The sequence below is a fragment of the Paenibacillus xinjiangensis genome, from assembly GCF_059686975.1.
Window position 1 is genome coordinate 26,331 of record NZ_JCAALS010000008.1, and the last position, 24,464, is coordinate 50,794.

The window sequence follows — 24,464 nt, forward strand, 5'->3', positions numbered from 1 at the left end:
ACAGCTATTTATCCATATCCGCTTGGACGGACTGTGCAATTTTGATCATTTCGGACTCAGGCAGTGTCGCGCTTGTTAGACGGAACTGGTGCCCTTCGTAGGTCCAAGTCAGCGTCTGCTGCTCCTCACCTGAGCTCAGCTCACCAATCGTGAAGCCAAGATCAAGAAAAAGTCCGCTGCTGTATGAAGCAGCCTGGTCATGCGGCTGTGTCTGAATGAGCGAGTAATCGAAGGTGCCAGAATAACGAGTCAGCATGCCTGGGTTGCCGCCGAATACAATGTCCGTGCTGTCGAGCCATACGACTCCGTCTGGAAGATACGTTGGAGCCATCGCCTGCAAAGCATCCGCTGGGGCATCATCTGGCTGTACACTCGTTTCCTCATCCTCTTCCTCGTTAACAACATTATTGCTGCCATTGTTGCTGCCGCCCGCATCTGGATCTGTGTCGACATCTGTCTCTGTGTTGCCTGATGCGTTATCCGGCTCTTCGTTCGTCGCAGCAGCATTGTCACTGCCGTTGCTGCCATTGTTCGTCGCATTGTCATCTGGCTCAGCGATCGTTGCCTGATCCCCTGTTCCACCGCTGGATGGTGAAGACTTCATATTCGCTTCTGTCTCGAAGGCGCTCTTATCGAATTTCGGTCCGAATTCGAAGGTTTTGAAATCCACCTCTACCATTACTGCTGCGTTAGAGTCGCTAACCTCAACATGTACAGGCTTATAATCTGACTTATTCAGCCAAATCTTCTGACGAGCAAGTGAACCATTGTTGTAATTAGCCATCACATCGAATACATAAGCATTCTCGTCTACTGCGAATTGCCGTGATCCATCAAGAATGATGCTCTGTACTAACGTCTGGTATAAATACACTTGCCCTTGATTTTGCGGCCAGTCGCTCTGGAACCGGAACACTTTGTTCAAGCGGGGAGTAAGCACGAATACGCCATCATCGTTACGAAGCACAATTTGTGTAATATCCTTCTCTGCGTTAGTCAGCTTAATCCGATAATATTGCGGCTTCTGATAAGAAACCTCGACATCGTATGTCAGCGGCTGTTGCCCGGTGTGCAGAGTCATCGTCCCGGTTCCTTGATAGCTTTCCATACCATTAACTACTTTGTCGAGCTCCTTGACCACGGACTCGGCGTCCTTCGTCCCGCAAGCGGACAAAACAATTGAGAACACTAACAGTAATGCCGCGGCCCATGTAATGCGACGCATGTAAATCATCCCCTCTTCACAATGTTTTTCCAACTGGTAACATGTCTATGAGGGAACTTGGACATTTATGCGGACTGGCAATGCTTGGCTTAATTTTAATTCGGAGTGAGAATCCCTGAGAACCGAGAGACCGCGTCCTGCGCGGGAATATTCATAACTAAGGCGGGCTTCTAGATAATTGATACGAAGCAAGCTGGTCAATAAGAGAGGGAGCCCCCATTGGAGGCTCCCCCTGTCAATAAGCACTTTATATACCCCGCTCATCATCCTCCGAAGTATCGGAAGATTTATTCAACTGTAACCATACATACTGCCTGCCCTGTATGATGTCCAGGAAAGCCGAGCTTGGGCGTTCCATCTTCATTCCAGTCCATGCGTTGGATACGTACATGCCGATTAGGATCATACAGCGGCTCACCTACGATTTCCTTATAAGAGCGCGCATGATAGACGAGTATATCCGAAATATCCTCTTCATCACGTGTAAAGCTGTTATGCCCTGGACCGAACTCACTGGCTGCCGGATTGCTCCTGAATATCGGCTTCAGCGATTTGGTCCAAGATACTGGGTTGAGCAGGTCACTGGACACTGAAGCGGTTAGCAACCCCATACAATATCGGTCATCGGTTGCACTTGCCGAATAAGTCATGAACACGCGGCCGTTCCGGACAAGCACAGAAGGGCCTTCATTGACTTTATGACCATGCTGTTCCCATTCCAGCATCGGGGAGGCGATGCATACTTGCGCGCCTTCTATTGTCCAAGGATTACTCATTCGTGTGATATAGAGATTGGAAACCTCATCGATCTGGGCCCAGGCCAAATATCGGATTCCGTTTACTTCAAAGGTAGTCGCGTCGAGCGTGAAGCTCTCGAAGTTCATGATGATTTTCCCTTTTTCGTGCCAATCTCCCTTGCAGGGATCTTCCGCTCCGCTTTCCAGTACATACTGGCGAATCGCCCACTTATCCTCCGCTGTTCCGGCCGCAAAATAGATGTACCACTTCCCATCTATATGATGCAGCTCCGGTGCCCAAATATGGTTGCCCATCTCTCCAAATGCATGCTTGGTCCATAAGACCGATTCTGTTGCTGTAGCTAGACCTATAAGCGTTTGCGATCTGCGCAGTACAATCCGGTCATATTCAGGCACGGTGCCGGTGAAGTAGTAATAACCGTCTGTATGCTTGAGAATATAGGGATCAGCCCGGTTCAAAATAAGCGGGTTCGGAAACTCACTTCCACTTCCGGCCAGTACTCCGTGTACCGCGAATGTGCCTGATACCCCGTATTCCCCAGGCTTGATTGGCTCCCAGCTAACGGCTGTCTTGCTGCCATCGCCTGTGTCGATAGTTGCAGGAAGGACAGGGTGTTTGCCTATGGTGGTGGATACGTGTATTTCTATAGTTGAAGAGGTGGACAACTGCTTCATCTCCTTAATTGTCTCTTAGCTCCGCTTGCCATTTCTCCAATGACGGAGGTACTGCCTGTCGAAAACGAGGCTGCGGCGATAAGAACACGATACGCCCCCGATGGCGTATCAACAGAGATCATCTCTCCCACACGGGCGAGAAGCAATTGGCTTCCTACGGGTGACAAAAACGAAATGAGGTTTTCGTTCGCATCAGCGTGCTCGGGGAGGACAATCGTGAAGGAATCCTGTGTATCATAGTCAGGGTACTTGATGGTAACATGACTGCCAATAAGTACTACAGTACGAAGCTCCTCATCCGCAAGCGTGTCTGAATAATGCTTCTCTGGCGTTGTTGCGGTGGATAGAAGCTTTTGCAGCGTCTCCGTATACAAGGCAAGGAAGTCGCTCATCGCCACTCGTTCTTTTCCAGGCATCATGTAATAGTTATCGAGAAAACGTTTCTTCTCTTCACCTAACAGGACAAGCTGTGCGACTAGCTGCTCTCTTGCAAGAGACAAATTGATACTAAGGTTCATAGTAAACCTCTCCCCCCATACGGACATTACTAATTTCACAGCTGCAATCTACTGCTTTTCTCATATTTTCTCCTCCTAAACTAATATAAGGCCTCCGCAATAGAGACCTTATACCAAGCTTATCAAACGTAATAGATATGTCCAGCTAATAATTCGTTATTACGACTTCGGAGGAGTCGGAACGGCCGGCTCATTATGACGGCCGAGCCTTCTGCTGGCTGTTTCTTTATTTCCAGTAGCAGGAACATGGGCACCCGCACTAGCCAGTCCATAGACGGGCATGTTGTTGTACACACACTCGTAACGCCCCTCCTCAATTAGATAAGATTCATGATAGATGCCTACATCACCGCTCGTCCCGATACTTTTGTTGAATGCACGCCACGCCTTCATATGGTGGTCTGCTGTTCTGGCATAACGCTCCAGCTGCTCGAAGGATCTCCAATATTGAATAATCGATATGCCTCGCCAAGAGAAGTGAAAACTCGCGCTCAAGAAGCCCAATTCCTTATTGCGATACAGCTCATTCATCATGGGGTTCATGGCCATTACGGTGGGAAGCCATTTGTGGACCTTCCTTAATTTATTAATTCTCATACCAATCACAAACACAACGAAAGACCCTTCCATCTGCGCGGTATATCTTCCTGCAACTACTCTGCTCATCATTCCGCCTCCACTAATTCCGATTGTTCTAGCACTAGCAAATGTGTCTCATAAACCGCTGCAATATTAGTCGTACCATACAGCTGTGCAGTCAAAAATGCACCGTAAAAAATAGTGAACAAAAGCTGGACGCTAGCCTCCACCGTTAACGATGGCTTAAGCCGTCCATCCTGCTCAGCCTCTGTCATGCATTGGTGAAAAAGCACATACATATCGGGCGATTCCGACGCCATCTCCTGATACTCGGGGAAGAGCAGGCTTATTTCCGCGGGAGACAGCTCTGGCATATCAGGATGCATGTTTTTTCCCGCAAGGAAAGAAATTAGGCTGGGCATCAATCCTTTGTTCGAGCAGGTCTGTTCAGCTACTTTACCTAGAAGATGCCTGACTGCAGCGAAGCCTCGCAGGCTGTCCATGGAGATTTCAATCACTCGTTCCGTCAGCCATATTCGCATGAAATAGACGAGCAAATCTTCTTTTTGCCTGAACAATTTGAAGAAAGTAACGCGGGAGAACCCTGCTTGGTCACATATATCATTCAGCTTCAATTCACTGAACATATGGTTCTCGATTAAGGATAGAGCTGCTTTGTAGAATGCTATTTTGGAGTGGGCCTTGTTCAGCTCCCTCAGCGAATATTCGGATGAGAAATTCAAGATTTGTCACTTCCTTAGAGATAATTGAAAAGTCGCATCTAACATCAGTTAACATGAGTTAACTTACTTTGTCAAACTAAAGAAATAGCATTGTGGCATTCCTGTTCACCTAAGCACATCACTCCTACTATTGGACTACATTTCGCATTGCACCCCACCCTTTTATTATCATTCCGCAAGCCACAATCCCGATTAATCGATAAATCATACAGTCCATATCATTATTTCATTCGATTTAGTCGCTAATAATAAAAAAAACTTTCTTTTTGATAATTTAGAATTGACGTCATGTTAAGTGACGTGATATATTGTCGACATGTTAGTAATACTTACATGCAGAGATACTTAAGTTACACATCGTTCGAATGAGATTGTTTTATTCATCCCTATCGCAGGAGTCGACCCGAGCTTAGGATGTTGAAACAGAACATTGCTTTTCAAGTCACATTACATAACACTGTCGGAGGCTAACAAGATGAACAACAAAACAAACAATCCTATTCTTCTAATCGTTTTATTCGCGCTTGGTTGGACCTTTATGTATGCCGATCGCAACATTCTATCTCCTGTAATGAGCGTAATTGGAGAAGATTGGGGTCTATCAACAACAGATTTGGGTCTAATGTCTACCGTATTCTTCATTACATATGCTGCTATGCAAATACCCGCTGGTATATTGGCCGACCGCTTCGGCAGGGTCAAGGTACTGGTTATCGGATACATCCTATTCGGAATTGGAACGATACTTAGCGGTTTCGCCCCAGGGTTTGTCATCTTCTTGGCTATTAGAGCTCTAACTGGACTAGGTGAAGGAACTTACTACGGTCCCGTATACGGCATCACATCGGGCTCCATTCCTAAGAAATATAGAGGGCTGTCATCTGCCTTCATCAACAGTGGTATGGCCATTGGTATTTCCCTTGGATTCATCGCCTCCAGTTACTTCACCTATACATTAGAATTAAGCTGGCAGTTCACCTTCTATTTATTCGGCTCTCTCACAGTGGTAGTCGCTATACTGATTGCCATATTCGTAAAAGACGATCGCACGAAGGAACAACGCCAAGCTGCAATGGTTAAAACAGAGCGAGGCAGCATGAAGCTGCTGTTCACGAAAAACCACATTTTCACCTACATCCTCATTTTCTGCTCGCTGTACGGATTTTTCGGCATGCTGACATGGCTTCCTTATTACTTGCAAAGCTCACGTGGTCTAGAAGGTTCTGAGACAGGTATTATTTCCTCACTCGTACCTTGGGCATCTATTCCTGGAGCTATCTTGTTCGGCTACTTGTCCGATCGGATGAAAAACAAAAAGCCGCTCATCCTAATTCTCGTCCTGCTCGGCTCCATCTGCCAATTCGTTATTCCTTACGCAGAAAGCTACTCCCTGATGATTGTAGGGCTAGTCATTTATGGTCTTGTGGGCAAGCTGGCTCTTGACCCGATTCTCATCTCATTCATCGCCGAAATTACGCCTGACCATATGTACTCAAGAGCATTCAGCTTCTTCAACTTCGCAGGCATGCTATCATCCATATTCGCCCCGTACATTACCGGCTACTTAGCAGATCGTATGGGTAATATCGAAATTGGCTTCTACTTATCAGGAGTTCTACTGCTGATCGGAGGCATACTGTTTATGTTCACGAAGCATGGGACAACCTCGGCCTTCCCTACCAACACAACAGCAACAACTTCAACCGTTCTAAGCAAATAGATGTTACGCCACACAACCGGGATTCCGCCTAGATGCGGACATCCCGGTTTTTTTGTGCGCAACAAGCAGTCCTAGCCTCTCCCCGTCATCCGTCGCAGGCGATCCCCGCCTAAAGACCAGTACCCTAAACAGACTGAGGACCGTTACGAGAGCAGCAGGAAAGCTCTACAATAAGGACATAAGATGAACCGCAGGAAAGGATGATTTCATTAATGAGAAAATTATTTCGCTCCACAACGGATAGTAAGCTAACCGGCCTTTGCGGAGGTATCGGTCAGTGGCTAGGCATTGATTCCACCATCATCAGGCTTCTAGTCGTCATTGCTGCATTCTTCAGCTTCGGAGGCGTTATTCTCGCCTACTTCATCGCAACGATATTCGTACCAAAAGCAAGCAGCAGCACCTTCACATATGCCGATCATTATTAATCCATAACGAAAACGATTCTAAAGGAGAGATATTCAAATGGGAATTTTACAACGTGTAGTTAATATTACGAAGGCAGCCGCTAACGAAATGTTAGACAAAATGGAAAATCCGGTTATGATGCTTAATCATTACCTGCGGGATCTGGACGACGAAATCGCAAGCACAGAGCGCACACTGGTTCAGCAGCAAGCGCAAGAGAGAATGCTGCAGGCCAAACACAATGAACTAAGCGAGCAAGTCAGCTACTACGAGAATAAAGCGGAGCAAGCGGCCATTGAGGATCGCGAAGCGGATGCACGGATGGCACTTGAAGCGAAGCTTCTGTATGCGGAACAAGTGGAGGAGACCTTGAAGCTGAAGGAATTCGCGGGGCAGGCCGTCACTGAGCTCAGCCTAAGAGTAGAGCTATTGAAAGAAGACAAGACGAGGCTTCAAGGCAAGCGTACTGAGCTGCTTACTCGCGTTCGGCAAACAGATAGCCATTCTGGCTATTCCTCCGCGAGCTCACTGCATGGAAGTGATGCATCCAGAGGGTTCGAGAGGATCGAGCAAAAGCTGATGGAGAAAGAAGCCTTTAATGAGCTGGCTAGAGGCCGCTCCGGAGCAGACACCAGCTACTCCAGCGTGAATCAGCAGAATGAGCAGCGTAATGCACGTGTGGATGAAGAGCTGCAGCGGCTTCTGAACAAAAAATCTAACAGCTAGTCTATGAAAATAAATTAAAAAAGGTACCCATGCCCTGGACACTTATCGTAAGTGTACAGCGTGTGGGTACCTTTTCGCATATCACGCCCTGCTCCGGTATTGCTCGGGTGTTGTTCTGACCGTTTTCTCGAATGCACGGTAGAACTGGCTTGGGGTAGAGAAGCCCAGCTTCAAGCTGATTTCTGTCACCGTATAAGCCGTTTTTTTGAGCAAATACTTGGCTTCCTCCATTCGCAGATGTAACACAAATTGATAAGGCGTATAGCCAGTTGCGGATTTAAACGAACGAATGAAATGGAACCTGCTCTGAAGCGCAATTGCAGCTACATCGTCGATCTTGATCGACTCCTTGTAATGTGAGCGGATATACTCCATCGCCCTCGACAAATGCAGATCCGCGAAGCCCTGCCGGACTAGCGGCGTCTCTTCCTGCCTCGCCTCATTCGCCCCCCACAGGAGCTGCCGCAGATCATCTAGAATGCGAGCCTCCGATTCTTGTGCAGCCAGCGCTTCCCCGAACGGATATTCGAAGGCTGACTCCATCCATTTGCGAAAATGTGCTTTGATGACTCCTGGCTCAATCCACTTTCTTAGCGTTGATTCATCCCTGTGCATAGGACCACCGACCTGAAGCCCTTTCGCGATTGCAATAATAACACCGGAATCATCTCCCATATGAAAGCAATGCCTATCACTGGGATGAAGCAGCAGCGCGTCTCCAGCGGAGAGCTCGATCTGTTTATGATCATGCATGAAATAGCAGGTTCCGTGCGTCGGAATTGTCATTTGGAAATGCCCGTCATGCACATGAGGGATATTCTCGAATCGGTTAACAATTTGAACAATTTCGACCTGTGGCAGCGTTAATTGGATTTGCACTTTTGTATCACCTGTTTCTTTCGTTATAGCTAATCTTGCTCAAATGACCAGCAACTTTCACGACGACGCATTCGATCGCTATGTAGTAGCATTAGAGCAACATTCGATTAGGAAGGAAGTTATCACTATGTCACAAAGAGCGGCGGTCGCTACCGTCAACAACACCGCTTTTACCATTCTGCTGGGTGTAAGCGTGGCTCATCTATTAAACGATGCGATGCAATCTGTCGTACCGGCCGTATTTCCATTATTCCAGCAAAAGCTGGATTTGAGCTTCGCACAAATAGGCTGGGTTGCTTTTACCTTGAACATCACAGCCTCTGTGCTGCAGCCTCTAATCGGATATTACACGGATAAAAGGCCGATGCCAAGTCTATTACCGCTTGGAATGCTATTTACACTGCTCGGGATGATTGGGCTAGCCTTCGCTCCGTCACTTGGATACTTGCTGCTTGCATCTATATTCATCGGCATCGGCTCCTCCGTCCTCCACCCTGAATCGTCACGAGTCGCACATCTTGCAGCCGGCAAGAGCAAAGGCTTCGCCCAATCGATCTTCCAGGTAGGCGGGAATACAGGGCAAGCGCTGGCACCGCTAATGGTCGCCTATATTATAAGCCCGCAAGGCCAATATGGGTTTCTCTGGTTCACCTTGCTTGCCATCATCGGAATTGCTCTGCAAGCACGTATCAGCAAATGGTATCGAGCTCAAGTAAAACCGACAGTCGCAAAGACGACCAGCAAGACTGCCCCTAAATCCAGATTCAGCACAGCATTTATCGTATACGTGCTAGCTATCCTAGTTCTCATGCTCTTCTCCAAATTCGTATATCTAGCAGGCATGAGCGGCTACTATTCATTCTATTATATGGAGAAATATGACCTATCGCTCAAAAGCGCCCAAATGTGCTTGTTTGCCCTCCAATTCGCGGGCATGGCTGGAACCTTCTTAGGCGGGCCGCTGGCTGACCGCTTTGGTCGCCAGAAAATTATTTGGTTCTCCATTCTAGGTACAGCACCATTCTCGCTCTTATTGCCTTACGCAAGTCCAACTGGTGCAGTCCTGCTATGCATGGCCATCGGCCTCATCCTGATGTCCGGCTTCTCTGTCATTCTCGTATATGCACAAGAATTGCTCCCCGGCCATGTCGGGACGATCGCCGGTTTGTTCTTTGGCGTATCATTCGGGCTTGGCGGATTAGGCTCTGTAATAATGGGCGCGATGATCGATTCCTACGGAGTAGAGCTAATCATTAAGGTTTGTTCTTTCCTTCCGCTGCTTGGCTTGTTCGCATTGCTGCTCCCTAAAGACTCCACCATTATGCAGAAATAACGCACCTTACAGCAAGAGACAGCCCCATCACCTCGACTGTCTCTTGCCTCATCCTGCTATTGAGATAGCTCCATCCACTGCTCCAGCCAATGATCAAGCTCAGCCTGCTGCCTCTCCCGTTCAAGCCAGCAGACTTCCAATCGCTCGGTATCGCCACTTGCATTAAGCTGCTGCAATTGTTCATCCAGCTCATTCAAAGACGCTTCTAGCGCTGCAATATCACTCTCCAGCTGCTGAAGCCGCCGTTCAGAGACTCTATTAATAGAGGATTGCCGTGCATCAGTCTTTAATACTGTTTGCTTCTTCTTATCTGCTGGCATGGTCGGTGAATCAGCCTGCTGCCGTTGCCATTCCTCCCTGTAATCATCATAATTCCCTAAATAATGAGCCAGCTTGCCCTGTCTCAGCACCCACACCCGCTTCGCCAGCCGATTAATGAAATAGCGATCATGGGATATAGCCAGCACCGTCCCTGGAAAATCGGTCAGCGCTTCCTCCAACGCCTCGCGTGAAGCGATATCCAAATGATTCGTCGGCTCATCGAGCAGCAGCAGATTCGGCTTCTTCCTCACCAGCACAGCCAGTCGTAATCTGGACCACTCCCCTCCGGAGAGACTCCCTACTCGCTTGAATACATCTGCGCCATAGAATAAATATTGGGCCAATAGATGCCTGGCTTCCCCTTCTTCGATCATGCCTTCCTTACAGAAATAATCCAGAATGGTCTGCCGTCCATCCTTGACTGGCTCCTGCTGTGCAAGTACGCCAATCTCTACCCTAGAGCCTCGTACAATTGAGCCGCTGTCAGCCGCCTCTTCTCCAACCAGCAGCTTGAGGAGCGTTGTTTTCCCAGAGCCATTGTCACCTAGCAGTACAACTTTCTCTCCGTATAGTAAGCTGCCTTGTGCCCCTGACAATATAGAGCTCCTGTCATACTTCTTATAGAGCTCATCGAACGTAATGACTCTTTGGCCTGATCGATCTAGAGGACTTAGCTCGAAGCCAGCTGTCTTCTGCTCCATCATTGGCCGCTTCACTTTCTCCATACGCTCAAGCGCTCGGCGCATTGAGGCTGCACGCTTGAAGAACTTCTCATTATCACCCATTCGTCCCCAGTCCTCAAGCCTGCGGATCGTTTCATTCATCTTTTTGATCATCTTCTGCTGTTCCTGATAGTGTGCGAACTGCTGAAGAAGCCGCTCTTCCTTCTCCTTCATGTAGCCGGTGTAATTGGTGTGATACGTGTAAGCCTCACCATCCTCAAGCTCAATGATTGTTCTGCTCACTACGTCTAGGAAATGACGATCATGCGATACAATCAGGCAAGCACCCTGGTAGTTCTGCAAGAATTGCTCGAGCCATTCGATACCCTTGAGATCCAGATGATTCGTCGGCTCATCAAGCAGCAGTAATTCCGGGCTGCCAATCAGCTGCGAGGCTAGAACAACCCGTGTCTTCTCTCCGCCAGAGAGCTTATCGAAGCTTCTATCGTACCAAGAACTGTCGATCTGCAAGCCACTCGCAACCTGATCCATGCTGACATTGATTTCGTAGCCGCCTCCACGCTCGAAGCGCTCTTGAAGCATTGCATATTTATTCAGGAGCCGCTCGATATCCACCGTACCTGTGGCCGACATCTGCTGCTCGAGCACTCGCATTTCCTGCTGGTCTGCAAGCAGCTCCCTATAGCTATGAGCGAGCACCTCATAGACTGTCATCTGCTCGAACTCGGCAGGAATTTGGGGGAGATACCCTACAGCCATCTCTTTTTTAACGGTCAGCAATCCATCATCTACTTGCTCGAAGCCTGCTATTAGCTGGAGCAAGGTCGACTTCCCACATCCATTACGACCAATTAATCCAACTTTTTCATGAGCCTGAATTTGCAGCGTTACACCGTCCAAAACCAGCCGGTCTGCGTTATATTTTCTAATATCCTGTATGTTCACAATTATCATCGTTAAGATCCTCCTAATGGCGGAAGACCCTCTTACCAGGTACGATTACCCATTATAAAATAACAAAAAAGAGCCGCGGCAACAGACCCGCGACCCTTCAGATACAATAGCTATCCGTAGTGGTTAAGGTAGGCGTCTTCTCGCGAATGGTTCAACCGTATTAGCATAAATGGACAGACCTCTCCCGTTGACGTGAAAAGTATGAACGATGCCAGCCATAGCTATTGGCAGCTGGCTAATACGGTTATTGACCATTTCGTGATTCACCTACCTCACCCCCTTCTGATTCATTCCTCTAAAAATAACACAATTAACAGCCAATTTCAAATCTATTAGCAGCTCCAGAATGATAAAGTGTTTGGGGCTAATCCCATTGTTAATTTTATTATTTTAACCTAGCGGCTGCCGCCTGCCATGTACGAAAGATCTGCTCTGTCGTATTGCGCAGGTTGTATTTGGTCACCTCAGGCTGCATCGCAACCTCAAGCTCCATAGGACCGCTAATAATAGAAAAGCAAGCGGTAATTCCATGCTTATACAAAGCCTTTTCCGCCTCACTCTCCACATTACCTGCTAACGCAATCACTGGAATATCATACCTCTGCGCAAGCTGCGCTACTCCTAGCGGCACCTTTCCCATCGAGGTCTGTCCATCCAGCCTGCCCTCTCCTGTAATAACCAGATCGGCATCCTTTAGCTTCTCATCCATACCGATGGTACTCAGAACTAGCTGGGTGCCTGGAAGCAGCTGGCCATTCAGAAGTCCAGCGAATGCGCCTCCAAGACCGCCTGCTGCTCCCGCACCCGGTATATCGCGGATATCCTTACCCAGCTGCTGACTGAGCTGCTCGGCGAAATGAACTAGCCCTTCATCTAGTGCACGGACCATCTTGTCATCAGCACCTTTTTGTGGCGCGAACACGAATGCTGCCCCGTCTTTCCCATAGAGTGGATTACGGACATCACATGCAATGCGGAATTCGCAGTCTACAAGCTCGGGACAACTCTTGGCAGCATCTATTGTGGCTATCTCTCTCAAATATTGCCCGCCGAACCCAACCGCCTCTCCAGCCTCATTGGTGAACCGGATGCCTAGCGCTTGCAGCATGCCAACCCCTACATCATTAGTTGCACTGCCACCCAGCCCTATTATAAATTTACGAATACCCTGATTAATCGCATCCTTAATTAACTCTCCTACACCATAGGTTGTCGTAAGAAGGGGATTACGATCTTGTAGTGGAACGAGAGGCAGACCACAGGCAGCAGCGACCTCTATCGCAGCTGTCTCCCCATCACCGAGTATGCCGTAGACAGCTTCTACTTGCTGCTCCACAAGCGGCCCTTGAACGGTCATTCTCCTATATACACCATCAGTCGCATGGACAAGTGCTTCAACCATGCCTTCACCGCCGTCCGCGATAGGCAGAGCAACAATGTCAGCATCCGGGTATACCTCACGCACCCCTTCAGCAATCTCATGAGCTGCTTCTGTTGAGGTCACACTTCCCTTGAACGAATCAATAGCAATAACGACCTTCATAGGCATATCCTTAACACGCTCCCTTCACCAGCTTGCTGCAAACATTCGTTGTACCTATTATAGCCTTTTCCTATATACGACAATAGAGGAAGCCCGAAGGCTCCCTCTATGCTTAAGTTTCAACCCTATATTAAAGCGGCAAAGCCTGGCCTTCAAAAGCAGTCACATCAAGCGGAGCTGCTAAGAGGCTTTTGGCTTGTCCTACGAATCCTAAGAAATGGCTGCTTGCATTATGACTTGCAACAGCTGCTTGATCCTTCCACACTTCAACCATTACAAACAAATTGTCTTGTTCTGTATCTTTCATTAGGTTGTAAGACACATTGCCTTCCTCTGCTTGGGATGCTGCAACTAGAGATTTAACTTCCTCCAGGAATCGCTCTTGTTTGTCAGGGTTAACGGCCAGCTTAGCGTGAATAATAATCATGATGTCATCATCCTCCAGATGTTGTTTGTAATCCGTTTAGTACATATTAATATTGTCCAGCATACGATTAACCATCTTCGTAAGAACGGTTCGCTCCTGCTCATCGAAGCCAGCGAGAAGCTGAGAGATAAATTTCTGCTTCTCTTCTTCTAGAGTCACGAGCTGTTCACGTCCTAGATCCGACAGCTGGACGAGTGAAACTCTGTTGTCCTCGGGGTTATTACGCCTTAGGACCATTCCGCTTGCCTCTAACTGCTTAAGATGGCGGGTAATAGCAGCACCATCTATGTTAACCTCTTTTTGAAGAGCGGATTGACTGATTTCTTGAACTTGATGAAGGTGGCACAAAAGACGCAGGCGCGATGGACTAATACCTGTGCAGCGCTCAAATGTAAGACCCATCTGTTTGTTCAGATGCATTATTCTTTCAAATAAATAACCTTCATCTCCATTTAAGTCGGTCAAAGTAAACCTCCTAGCACCTATTCGTTGATACATCAATGTTTGATAGGTCAATCATATAGGAGGATTGTTCGTAAATCAAGTACTGTTGGAATTTGGCACAATACTAGCGTAGTCTTCAGTCTTCAATACTGAGCTGTACGAGACTTTCTTTTACCGAAACCATGCTTGAATAGGATGGAAACCGATATTTTGGCACACCATAAAGAGAAAACAGCGAAGAGAATAGCCCACGCCAGTGCAGGAACAGCCGTCACCTGACTAAGATTAGCTGCATCACCAGCAGAGCTTGGCTTATTCACGGCAAGCATCACAACGACTAGGGAGCTGACAACGGACTCCACTAAGCAGATAAAAGCGATAAGCATATAATAGCCATTACGCAGCCAAGGTGGCGCATAGCAGACTAGAATCGTCAATAGAGTGAAGCCTGCGCACCATGCTGCTCCATACCCATTCCGGACGAATAGTGCCAGCCCTACTACCGTTAGAACAGCAATGATGACAAGGCCGAGCCTTTCTCTAGCGTTAGCGTGCAGAACGATCAGCAGCAGTGCAAATAATGAAGCCATTGTATATCCAGCCAAGGAGATCGGTATCGCCATCCAAGGATCGGAGTACATGGTATACGTCACCCCGCTCTGGTCCGCATACAAATAAATATGCATGACATCACCCTTAAGCAGCAGCGTAACAGCAGCATGTCCCAGCTCATGAACAAGCGTATTCACATTGCGGAAGAACTCCGAGAATGGAATGAACCTGGTTAGGAATATTGTGATGAGCATAAATACAGCCATTTTGAACCAAGACCCGATTGTAATCCCCTCTTTCTTCCCGCTTATCCTTCCTTAGGCGCTTCAACAGCTGAGACCTCAAGCTGCTTCCAGTACGACATAACGGCAGGATTAGGCTCCGGGTTCTTCAGCTCCATGGAACGCATCGCTTCCACCACAATTCGGAGAACGGCATAGTCACGATACCAGCGGTGGTCAGACGGAACGACATGCCATGGGGCAGCACTGCTGCATTTCTCCATCGCTTTCTCATAATACTTGGTGTATGCATCCCAGTGCTCACGTTCGGCCAGATCACTCGGATCGAACTTCCAATTCTTGCTCGGGTCTTCCATACGGATTTTTATTTTCTCAAGCTGGAAGTCCTTCGATATGTGTAAAAAGATTTTGACAACCTTCACCTGACTGCCTTCAAGCAGCGACTCGAAATGGTTAATAGACTTGAATCTCCGCTTCGCTTCTTGATCTTTAATCGAACCGTGAACTCTAGTTATAAGCACTTCCTCGTAATAGGAACGGTTGAATACGGAGATTTGCCCCAGAGCCGGTACATGCCGATGCGATCGCCATAGGAAGTCATGCTTACTCTCCTCTTCTGTCGGAGTCTTGAAGCTGTGGGCTGATATGCCTTGCGGGTTAAGACCTGAGAACACACGCTTGATTACCCCATCCTTGCCACTGCAGTCCATCCCTTGAAAAATAACGAGTAAAGCCTGTTCTCTGCCAGCAGCGAGCTTCTCCTGCAGCTTTTGCAGTTCCTCCCTCAGCTCCAGCATCTCCTCTTCAACCTCTTCTTTACCGTGATGCTTCCCTGTATCCTTCGTATCGATTTCTTGTAGATCCACCTTTTTCTGGCGTGGCAATTGGTAGCGATTAGGCATCTTCCTGCCTCCTTATCATCATATTATTAGTAGTATGGCTCAAATGCTGAAGGTCTATTTGGTGCTTGCCTGTGCCTCCTAAGGAAGCGAGGGAGCCTGCACAGTTGCAGACTCCCTCTATTATACGTTGCAACTAGCTTTGAAGCTGCGCTAAAATTTGCGGGTCCTTCAGCTTCGTATCCTGTGCGAGCAGTATGATCTTCGATACGATCTCTGCTGTCTTCGGATCCTCATCCATGAACGGCAGGAATATCTTGCCTCGATGCTGCGAGTGAACCGGAATGATGGACAGTGCTCCTCTAGCTTGCTTGTGAACAACCGCACTGCCAAGATGAACGCTGTACTCGCCCAGCTTGCCGGCAATAAGGGCATGATTGCCCTCAAGCCTGACATTATCGATTCGCAGCAGACGCAGTGACTCACGAACGATAGACGTACGAATACCAATAGTCGTCAAGCTCGCCTCTGGATCAACACCGCCAACATGAGCTACGCTGACAATCAGATCAACATCCCGCATGACCTCCGAGAAAATCAAGCCGGGCACATCAGCTACCTCCAACCCTTCGTATGTGTTGCGATCATAGAATCGAACAGCCTCTATCGTCGGACTCTCTACCTCCGACGGAGAGAACCAGTCGGCAAGCGCATAGATGCTGGCTATGACATTCTCCTTATAGAACACTTTCTGCAAGCCTTCCTCGTAGCTAACTGTCCAGCCTCTTCCTTTGAGCAGACTGACCGTTTTGCGCGGCTGAATCTGATGGCCTGCATATCTGCGGGATATCGAGCCGCTTGCCAGCTCATCGGCGTTCGGCAAGTAAAGCTCTCTGAACACCTGCTTGAACGGCTGCTTCAGCTGTCTGTCGAACAAATCCTGCTGATACAAGCTCCATTGACCACTCGCATACAAGTGAAGAGGATGCGCGATAAGCAGCTGCTCCTCATCTCCTACTGCATAACGCTGCCCATCAGCAGCAATAAGCAAGCCGTCCTCGAAGTAACCAAGATGCTCATTCGCCTTAAATACGAGAATTCTAACCAAAGGAGCAATAATCGGGTTATTCATCAGCTTGCTGACCTCTGGTACCGTGAAGGCACTTCCCGCTTGCATCGATCGCTCAAGCTCTGCCTTAGCTCTCCTATACTGATCAGTCAGCTCAGACTTCGTTTCCTTGAGCGCATTGATATAGTCATGCTTCTTGTATGCTGCTGGAACAGATTTAAGCTCCTTGCCTTTACGATATAAGGCAATAGCCGAATGTCCATCCTCCCCAATCACAAGCTGTGCCGTCAGCTCATCCTCGAGCTGGAAGGGCTCGAAGTAAGGAAGCAGCTCATCCAGCTTCTTCCCTTCCATATCCCAGGTCAAGCGGATCACATCCGCATAGCCGGCATTTCTCGCGAGATTGTCCAGCGCTATGCTTGCCGTCTTCCCTTCGCTAGCTCTGCGCTGTGCTCCGAAGGTTTTACTCTCCTTCAGGAAGCGCTGGATGAACGTATATCGCTCCAGTACATCATGATCACGCTCTGGTCCCTCAGCAAGTGGAACTAGGCTATAGCTGAGCAGATGATCCTTGTTCCGCTTCTCTGCAACAGATTCTCTCAGCTCCTTCGCATTCAATTGACCAAGGACTGCATCCGCGAACAGCTGGGAACGCCTGTGATTGGCTCCCGCAGATATATACTTGGCACATTGATACAAGAGCTTGAATCTCTCTTCACCAAGCTCAGCATAGGCCTCGCGGAACCAATGAATATCAAAGGCGCCATCATTGAAGTCTGCTGGAGATATGGGCGAATAGTGAGCAACAATCGTCTCTTTCTCCGCTGAGAAGGATTCATTAATGTGTGCATGGAAATACCACGCAGCACTCCTAAGCCCATTCCAGCCCAAATACTCGGATATCAGCTCCACCCATTGCGGCGCATACATGGCAGCCTCAAGCAATCTTAGATCGGATATCCCCCTCACCTGAAGCAGCTCACGCAGCAGCTCTGCGGATTCGTCTGGCTTGGGATGGCACACCTTCAACAAATGGCTGAACGTTTCTTTCTTCGTAATATCCTTGCCATATCCATAAATGTACCCTCGCACGAACGCTTCCTTATCCAGCCCTCCAAGTATAGCTAGAAAATAATTCATTCCTTCAATCTGTTGGATACTGGTTGCGAGGTTCGACACTTCCGTAGCCAGATCACCGCGATTGAGTTCCATTTCCATAATACGCTGAATGGTTTGCTCCTTGAGCGGGATAAGCTCCGGGTACTTCTCTAGCAGCTTGTTATTCGGACTTGTAAGCTGTCTGATATGATGGACATTGCTCCTGTCTCGAACGAGCAGCTCCTCATACAACAGATTATCATCAATAATCCCCTGTCGGTATGCTCTGCCCAGGTCCTCTAATGACGGATTGAATTGCTGATATCGGTTCATGTCGTATATCTTATATGACGTTCGGAATCCGTCAGCAAATGATTCATCATCATGCACACTGTCACGGAGGCATCTGCTCCAGTAGCTTGCAAACAGGTTAAGCAGCTCGCTCTCCTCTTCCAGTCGATCTTCAGGAAAGCATTGAATCATTAAATTCAGAACGTGATACGCAATCTGGAATTTATCCTCCTTGCCGCTCTGCTCGGCATATGCCTCAAGCAGCTCATTCACTTGCTGTTCGTAAGGGACTTGCTTAATGAGCTCAAGCACTTCCCGAATATTGTCCATGGGGTGCAAATTCTCCAGCAGCTCTGCTCTCCAGCCTTCTGCCGGCTTAAAGTCATTCATTCTCCAGCGCTCAAGAGTACCTGAATAATAACCATAGATTGTTTTCATATTCTTATAAAAGTCGATTTGCAGCAGTTCTGCCTCTCCGAAGCCGCTTTTCTCCAAATATTCCTTCCACACATCCGTTAGCGGATATCGCTCCAGAGGCGGTGTCTTCTCTTCCTCTGAATAATAGCTCCAGTTGAATGTAGACAATCTCGCACCAAGAAGCAGCGACTGCTTCGCTCCTGAATAATCCTGAATCTCGTATTCGTATTCACGATGCTCATGTATCAAGTCTGATAGACCATAGATAAAGTCCTTTACTTGCTGTACCGATAAGTTGAAGCAACGCTTCCCCTCCTCCAGAGCGGATAGCGGCAGCTTCTCTCTTGCCGTAAGCTCAGGCGCACCAAGTGCAGGATCAAACAAGCCGAAGCCATTGCTCGCTGAATAGGATTCGCGCTGTTTAAGCTTCGCGATGAGCAGCCGCTCCTTATCTGTAGGAGCATCAAACGTATCAACCTCATCCTTCAATGCGGTAAACAGCTCGACCTGCGAGGGCTGCTCCTTCATCTCGGTCAACAGCTCCAGCGCTGCAAGACGCTGCAGCTCGTTGCGGCTCCGCAGCAGCAGTCCCAGAACCGCTTCCAGATGGTGTGCGGACTGCTTGAGAATTAGACCAATTGCACTTTGTCTTAGAGAACCTGTCTTGAGCTTAAGCATAGCCACTACATGCTCCAGCTCCTCTTCATGCAAATCAAGCTCCATCGCCTTCCGGGCAGCAAGCTCGCGGTTGCTCATGCTCTTATCCGATAGGCTCGCAATGATGAAGCTTCTCTGCTCACGGCTTGCTGCCTCATTCAAGAAATGCTTGAGCAGCTCCCCCCGAAGATCAGGACTGAGCGAATCCTTGATGGCAATAAGCTCTGCGATCCACTGTTCATCCCTATCATAGGAAGCCAAATACAGCATTTTTCTCACGAGAATGTCGGACGTATAAGTCACACTAAGCCAATCAAACACCTGTGAGCGGATCGTCTGCTCCTTCTGCGGCTTAGCTGCCAGCAGCTGTCCGAACTGCTCGAACTGCCTTCTTCTAACCGCTTTATCTTCTAGCAACGGGGTTCTATTCACAACTAGATTCGTCTTATAATCCCCATCTACGCTCTCCCAGCTGTGAGAATAATCATAGGTGTAATTCGTTACAATCCAATATTGCAGTTCCTGATTAGGCTCATGAAGATAATCCTTGGCAATAGAGAAGCGAACATCATCATTCTGACTCTGAGCAAGCATATATTGAGCAGTAATTTTACGATAATCCTCTGTACTCGCCATTAAGGAGCCGATGTGCTCATACAGCTGTTGCTCCTCATGAACCGCATACGCCCATAAGCTCATATAGAGCTGGTTCACGTTGTCGCTCTTCAGCCATTCTTCTCGTACAGACTGATCCGTCAGGCAGCTTGCAGCATACTGGATAACCTGCTTGGCAACTCTAGCATGAGCGGCTTCCAGACCAAGTCCCGTCCATACATCCAGTGCACGAACGACAGAGCTGTAGCGAATAAGATCATGCTCGATAATAACCTGCAGCATGTGCTGCATGGCCTTAATCGTCCCCTCATCCATCGACTCCACAATGCTCTGCCGCAGCCCCTCCTGCAGCCTTGCTGCTACGAGCAGCTCACCGGCCATTCGGTATACTTCCTCGCTGTGGCTGAGGAACATCCCGCTCAGCATATGACGAGACAGCAGCGCCGTATTGTTGTCTCCATATATAATTTCTGTGAGAGCTGCAAGCACCTCTTCATTACCATTATCAATCTCATATGCGATAAGATAAGGAACAGCCTTAAGCTGGTATTGAAAGTTGTTATCTGCAATATAATTCGGTTTCGTCAAATAATCGATTACCCTGAAGCCAGCGCAATTCATATAAAATAAAGATATCAATCGGCCTAGCAAGGCAGGGAGATGGACACGCTTCTCTGCTGTACGGAAAGGCCTGCGCATATAGCCGTTACTATAGGGATATTCGACAGCATGTTCAGCCATATGCCTGAAAGCCAGCGCATACGGTTCATCGAGAAGCTCGTCAATAACGGTGAGAAGAGGCTCGAACAGGCGTTCATCCTGCCCTTCTGCTAATCCATTCAGCAGATCAATAGCCTCATTATTGTCTACATACCCGATCTCGCTCATGTCGACAAGCTTAAGCGCCAAGCTGCGCTCTGTATCTGTAAGAGCAACTGATCTCTCCTTCATTTTCTGAAAAAAAAGCTTCTTCCCTTCTATTTCCATCCTGTTAGCCTCCTTCGCATATCCCTTACCACATTCTCCCTGCCAGCATAGTTAGTCGGATGAATGCGATATCATCACCCTCCTGCAAGGTTAACGGCGCCTCTAATTGCTCCACTTCATTATCGTTGATAAACACCCGATACAGCCCATCCTCGAACGCAAGAATAGCTGTGCAGACCGCTTCGTCGGCATTGGCTTTATTCTCGTTGTAGAGCGAGCCGAAGCCAACCTTGCCGACAGCCCCCTGCAGCTCTACCTCACTCTGCGTCAAAAAGGGCACAAGCGGTATCTCCGTCTGCCGTTCATTGAATCGCTTCACATTCATCGCGACTACATCGGTAAGCAGAGCTCTTAAGGTGTGCGGAGCTTCAGACAGCTCCCATTCTTTGCGATCCAAATGATTTTTCTTTTTCCCTATGCTTTTAACCGTTATGTATACCTTTATCACAGCTTCACCTCTAATATGTTACCTATATTTATGAATATCGTACCATATTCAGGAAATAGCGTCCTCAAACAGCAGTCCTATAAAAATGAACCGTTAGTATCATTGCGATATAATTTAAAAGAGCTCTGACTGTTATCAGTCAAAGCTCTTGTCCTTATTCTAATGAATGATCGTTAACTAAGAAGCTGCTTCAATTCCTTCAGCTGCTGGCGTTCTCCCGCAACTACGAGTGTGGCTCCCGCGGTGAACACGAATTCCGGCTCCGGATTAATATGCTTGACCTTGCTCTTCTCTACAACGGCCAATATAGTTGCTCCAGTCTCACGACGAATATGGAGCTGTCCGATCGTCTTGCCTAAGCATTGGGATCCCGGCTCTAGACGCAGCCACTCGATCATCAGGCCGTCCAGCATCATTTCTTGTTCTTCTATAAATTTCGGCTTATACGTAATTCCTGCAAGAATAGCAGCTACCGCCCTCGCCTCATCATCATCCAATATGACAGACGACAATACATCTTCCGGATCTTGTGGATCGATATGAAACAGCTCGCGACGGCCATCATTATGGATTACCACAACAGGATGGTCACCTCCTCTTGTTTTCAGCTCATATTTTTGACCGATGCCAGGAAGGTTAGTTTCTCTAAGATTCAAGATTAATTCTCCTCTTTTTCATATTCATCTCTGTCCGTATGCTGCTGAACATTCGGGCGATCTGATCTTACCCTTATCTTATCAAACTAAAAATATAAGTCTAGCATAAGTGCTTGGAACTTTATGCTACATTCAGACAGCTTGTCGAATACCGAAGCTAACCCTCGCTTATTTCACAGACTTAAGTACTACATTTGTTTTTACTATATAATGAAACCATTGCTGCTCGCGTTCGTATAATAACATGCGGATTTTTGTGCCAAGAGAGGTGTGTGCCTGTTCCATGCTACAAGATTTTCTGGATTTTCTAATGAGGTTTGGTCCGTGGGGCCTATTTTTCCATGCTTTTATAGATGCGATTATATTTCCAATTCCCGCCCTTTTCCTTCAAATTCCGCTCAGCTTTATGGATCCCTCCTCGGCCTTGATCCTCGCAACCGTCGGATTTATCGGCTGTTTGCTTGGTACACCGGTCGGCTTCATGATTGGCAAGCTACTCGGACATTCCGTTCTGTACAAAATTCTAAAAAAAAGCTGGATTGACTCCGCAACCCGGATGTTCCAGAAAAATGGGGAAGCTGCTATATTAATCGGCTCTTTCACACCTATTCCCTTCAAAGTATTCACGATATTATCCGGTGCTCTAAACTTTCCGCTATGGCGTCTGATCATCTACGCAGCCATTGGGAGAGCAGCCAAGTTCTATCTAATAGGCGGATTGATCTATTTCTACGGTCAAGCAGCAGAGAGCATGGTTCATGATGTATCCATTTATTTATTCGCAATCGGAGTACCGATAATCGTATTGTTCCTGTACATTCGTAAAGTCATCCGCAAAAAACGTGCCGCTTCTCTTCCGAAGGAAGAAGCTGCGGTAGAAGAAGCTCCGGTAACGGATAAAAGCGTAACTCCTCATCTTTGAGAGCGGAGTTACGCTTTTTTTGTATCTGGTTTTCATTCTCTAACTACCGGGGTAATAAGAGAGAACCGCGTACAACAGAGAGGGGAATGAAAGAATGGGACAATATATTGAAGTTGAGAATAACGTCAAGCTATTTGTGGAGGATATCGGATCGGGCCCGCCTGTTATATTCATTCACGGATGGCCGCTTAATCATACCATGTTCGAATATCAGTTCACGCTGCTCGCTGAGAACGGCTACCGCTGTATTGGTATCGATCAACGGGGCTTCGGCAAATCCGACGCACCCGCCGGCGGCTATGGCTATGACCGGCTTGCAGATGACCTTCGTGCTGTCATTGATCATTTGAAGCTGGATAACGCAACCTTGGTTGGCTTCTCCGTCGGTGGTGCTATCTCTATTCGCTACATGGCTAATCATGAAGGCTACGGTATTAACAAGCTCGCACTTCTCGGAGCAGCAGCACCTTCCTTCACCGTCAAGGACGATCATCCCTATGGGATGAGCATCGCAGATGCTAACGCACAGATTAAAGCGATACAAACCGATCGGCCGATCATGCTCCGAGATTTCGGCAAGCTATTCCTGGCTCCGAACGCAGACAAATTAAACCCGACAAGTGAAGCATTCAATGATTGGCTCTATCTGCTTGGCCTTCAAGCATCTGCATGGGGCACCGTCCATACGTTCGAGACGCTTCGCGATGAAGATCTTCGCAGCGACTTGTCCCGGATCAATGTGCCAACGGCTATTTTCCAAGGAGCGCTTGATCAGATCTGTCCACCTGTGTTCGCCGAGCTGCTGGAGCAGGGCATTACCGATACGAAGCTCGTATCCTTCAAGCAGAGTGGGCATGGTCTCATGTTCGATGAGCAGGATAAGTTCAATCGGGAGCTGCTGAGTTTCTTGGAAAATGATAGATAAACCAGGCACTTCGCAGATGAATGTTCTTACGATCGCTGTTGTTTCCGGATTGCTTGAACAATTGCCCAAGGGGGCAATCCGGAAACAAAGGCGAGCGCTGACGCTTCTACAGAATCATTCATCTGCTCCGTTATCGTTTAATACTATCTATCTAAAAAAAGAAATATAAAAGGCGGTGCAGGATCTCCTGCACCGCCTTCTTTTATATTCTACCAAGCATTCACGCCAAGCTTATCAATCGTTTCCTGAATAAAAGCTGGCTCGTCCGCCGGGGTTCTGGAGGTTACCAGATTCCGGTCAACGACCACTTCCTTATCTACGAAATGGCCGCCCGCCTGCTCGATTTCATCTGCAATGCCCGGATAGGATGTTAATGTCCGCCCCTTGAGCAATCCCGCTTCCGCTAGAATCTGCGGACCGTGACAAATAGCAGAAATCGTAATGCCAGCCTGATCCGCCTGCTTCACAAAGGACTGAACATCCGCATTATCCTTCAGATGAGAGGGAGACTTACCTCCGGGAATGATGATAGCGTCATAATCATCCGCTCTTGCATCTTGAATGGCGAGATGAGATTTGTAAGCAACGGTTCCCTTCTTGCCTGTAAGCTCATCATTCTCTTTCAAGCTTATAATGACTGTCTCATGGCCATTCTTGACCATTTCGTCAAAGGGATTCTGCATCTCCGAATCTTCAAAGCCGTCCGCTAGCAAAAAAGCTACTTTTTTCGCCTTGGTCATTTCTTTCGTCATGTCTATGCACTCCTCTTCCGGTAATAGCTATTCCTTACTACTATACCCAAGAAGAAGA

At 47.9% G+C, this 24,464-nt stretch carries 23 protein-coding genes; 6 read left to right on the forward strand and 17 right to left on the reverse strand.

The window, feature by feature from the left end; translation table 11 throughout:
* Nucleotides 1–4 precede the first annotated feature (4 nt).
* From AC6ESP_RS09945 to AC6ESP_RS09965, 5 genes are all read right to left on the reverse strand, one after another.
* A complete protein-coding gene (locus AC6ESP_RS09945; RefSeq protein WP_497096562.1) occupies nt 5–1,225 on the reverse strand; it encodes an outer membrane lipoprotein-sorting protein in 1,221 nt (406 codons plus the stop codon).
* A gap of 287 nt (nt 1,226–1,512) precedes the next feature.
* Nucleotides 1,513–2,658, reverse strand: coding sequence for a family 43 glycosylhydrolase (locus AC6ESP_RS09950; protein WP_497096563.1), 1,146 nt, complete (start codon nt 2,656–2,658; stop codon nt 1,513–1,515).
* Nucleotides 2,655–3,176: a GreA/GreB family elongation factor gene (locus AC6ESP_RS09955; RefSeq protein WP_497096564.1), complete on the reverse strand. Its 522-nt coding sequence runs from the start codon at nt 3,174–3,176 to the stop codon at nt 2,655–2,657. Before AC6ESP_RS09955 ends, AC6ESP_RS09950 begins: the two co-directional genes overlap by 4 nt.
* A gap of 159 nt (nt 3,177–3,335) precedes the next feature.
* Nucleotides 3,336–3,842: a DUF4188 domain-containing protein gene (locus tag AC6ESP_RS09960; protein WP_497096565.1), complete on the reverse strand. Its 507-nt coding sequence runs from the start codon at nt 3,840–3,842 to the stop codon at nt 3,336–3,338.
* Nucleotides 3,842–4,498 (reverse strand): TetR/AcrR family transcriptional regulator, encoded by a 657-nt coding sequence (locus AC6ESP_RS09965; RefSeq protein ID WP_497096566.1) that lies wholly within the window; start codon nt 4,496–4,498, stop codon nt 3,842–3,844. The genes AC6ESP_RS09960 and AC6ESP_RS09965 overlap by 1 nt, the downstream gene beginning before the upstream one ends.
* A 475-nt stretch (nt 4,499–4,973) precedes the next feature.
* Here AC6ESP_RS09965 and AC6ESP_RS09970 point away from each other — a divergent pair, with 475 nt between their 5' ends.
* The 3 genes from AC6ESP_RS09970 to AC6ESP_RS09980 all read left to right on the forward strand — a co-directional run bounded on the left by AC6ESP_RS09970 (nt 4,974) and on the right by AC6ESP_RS09980 (nt 7,352).
* On the forward strand, nt 4,974–6,218 hold the full coding sequence (locus AC6ESP_RS09970; RefSeq protein ID WP_497096567.1) for an MFS transporter: 1,245 nt from the start codon (nt 4,974–4,976) through the stop codon (nt 6,216–6,218).
* Nucleotides 6,219–6,430: 212 nt separating this feature from the next.
* A complete protein-coding gene (locus tag AC6ESP_RS09975) occupies nt 6,431–6,646 on the forward strand; it encodes a PspC domain-containing protein (protein ID WP_497096568.1) in 216 nt (71 codons plus the stop codon).
* A gap of 37 nt (nt 6,647–6,683) precedes the next feature.
* Nucleotides 6,684–7,352 (forward strand): PspA/IM30 family protein, encoded by a 669-nt coding sequence (locus AC6ESP_RS09980; protein WP_497096569.1) that lies wholly within the window; start codon nt 6,684–6,686, stop codon nt 7,350–7,352.
* 81 nt (nt 7,353–7,433) lie between these two features.
* On the opposite strand, the gene AC6ESP_RS09985 is transcribed toward AC6ESP_RS09980, so the two are convergent.
* Entirely contained in the window at nt 7,434–8,231 is a 798-nt protein-coding gene (locus AC6ESP_RS09985; RefSeq protein WP_497096570.1) for a helix-turn-helix domain-containing protein, read from the reverse strand.
* Nucleotides 8,232–8,358: 127 nt separating this feature from the next.
* Between AC6ESP_RS09985 and AC6ESP_RS09990 the strand changes: the two genes are divergently transcribed.
* Nucleotides 8,359–9,564 carry an MFS transporter gene (locus AC6ESP_RS09990; RefSeq protein WP_497096571.1) on the forward strand — a complete coding sequence of 402 codons (1,206 nt, stop codon included), beginning with the start codon at nt 8,359–8,361 and terminating at the stop codon, nt 9,562–9,564.
* 56 nt (nt 9,565–9,620) lie between these two features.
* On the opposite strand, the gene abc-f is transcribed toward AC6ESP_RS09990, so the two are convergent.
* The 10 genes from abc-f to AC6ESP_RS10040 all read right to left on the reverse strand — a co-directional run bounded on the left by abc-f (nt 9,621) and on the right by AC6ESP_RS10040 (nt 21,810).
* Nucleotides 9,621–11,522, reverse strand: coding sequence for a ribosomal protection-like ABC-F family protein (gene abc-f / locus AC6ESP_RS09995; protein WP_497096572.1), 1,902 nt, complete (start codon nt 11,520–11,522; stop codon nt 9,621–9,623).
* Nucleotides 11,523–11,645: 123 nt separating this feature from the next.
* The gene (locus AC6ESP_RS10000) at nt 11,646–11,789 is read right to left on the reverse strand and encodes an RAxF-45 family protein (RefSeq protein ID WP_497096573.1); all 144 of its coding nucleotides are present in this window, start codon (nt 11,787–11,789) and stop codon (nt 11,646–11,648) included.
* A 118-nt stretch (nt 11,790–11,907) separates the two neighbouring features.
* On the reverse strand, nt 11,908–13,065 hold the full coding sequence (locus tag AC6ESP_RS10005) for a glycerate kinase (RefSeq protein WP_497096574.1): 1,158 nt from the start codon (nt 13,063–13,065) through the stop codon (nt 11,908–11,910).
* Between the two features lie 130 nt (nt 13,066–13,195).
* Complete coding sequence (locus AC6ESP_RS10010; protein WP_497096575.1) at nt 13,196–13,492, reverse strand: putative quinol monooxygenase; 297 nt, start codon at nt 13,490–13,492, stop codon at nt 13,196–13,198.
* Between the two features lie 36 nt (nt 13,493–13,528).
* The gene (locus AC6ESP_RS10015; RefSeq protein ID WP_497096576.1) at nt 13,529–13,912 is read right to left on the reverse strand and encodes a MarR family winged helix-turn-helix transcriptional regulator; all 384 of its coding nucleotides are present in this window, start codon (nt 13,910–13,912) and stop codon (nt 13,529–13,531) included.
* A gap of 167 nt (nt 13,913–14,079) precedes the next feature.
* A complete protein-coding gene (locus tag AC6ESP_RS10020; protein WP_497096577.1) occupies nt 14,080–14,754 on the reverse strand; it encodes a M50 family metallopeptidase in 675 nt (224 codons plus the stop codon).
* Nucleotides 14,755–14,795: 41 nt separating this feature from the next.
* A complete protein-coding gene (locus AC6ESP_RS10025; protein ID WP_497096578.1) occupies nt 14,796–15,632 on the reverse strand; it encodes a PPK2 family polyphosphate kinase in 837 nt (278 codons plus the stop codon).
* Nucleotides 15,633–15,765: 133 nt separating this feature from the next.
* The gene (locus AC6ESP_RS10030; protein ID WP_497096579.1) at nt 15,766–20,703 is read right to left on the reverse strand and encodes a DUF4132 domain-containing protein; all 4,938 of its coding nucleotides are present in this window, start codon (nt 20,701–20,703) and stop codon (nt 15,766–15,768) included.
* A gap of 25 nt (nt 20,704–20,728) precedes the next feature.
* Nucleotides 20,729–21,151 carry a hypothetical protein gene (locus AC6ESP_RS10035; protein WP_497096580.1) on the reverse strand — a complete coding sequence of 141 codons (423 nt, stop codon included), beginning with the start codon at nt 21,149–21,151 and terminating at the stop codon, nt 20,729–20,731.
* A gap of 173 nt (nt 21,152–21,324) precedes the next feature.
* Nucleotides 21,325–21,810: a cation:proton antiporter regulatory subunit gene (locus AC6ESP_RS10040; protein WP_497096718.1), complete on the reverse strand. Its 486-nt coding sequence runs from the start codon at nt 21,808–21,810 to the stop codon at nt 21,325–21,327.
* A gap of 280 nt (nt 21,811–22,090) precedes the next feature.
* On the opposite strand from AC6ESP_RS10040, the gene AC6ESP_RS10045 reads away from it, so the two are divergent.
* The gene (locus tag AC6ESP_RS10045; protein WP_497096581.1) at nt 22,091–22,729 is read left to right on the forward strand and encodes a YqaA family protein; all 639 of its coding nucleotides are present in this window, start codon (nt 22,091–22,093) and stop codon (nt 22,727–22,729) included.
* 94 nt (nt 22,730–22,823) lie between these two features.
* Complete coding sequence (locus tag AC6ESP_RS10050) at nt 22,824–23,654, forward strand: alpha/beta fold hydrolase (RefSeq protein ID WP_497096582.1); 831 nt, start codon at nt 22,824–22,826, stop codon at nt 23,652–23,654.
* A gap of 209 nt (nt 23,655–23,863) precedes the next feature.
* Here AC6ESP_RS10050 and AC6ESP_RS10055 read toward each other — a convergent pair whose 3' ends face one another.
* Complete coding sequence (locus AC6ESP_RS10055; RefSeq protein ID WP_497096583.1) at nt 23,864–24,406, reverse strand: type 1 glutamine amidotransferase domain-containing protein; 543 nt, start codon at nt 24,404–24,406, stop codon at nt 23,864–23,866.
* Nucleotides 24,407–24,464: the final 58 nt, after the last annotated feature.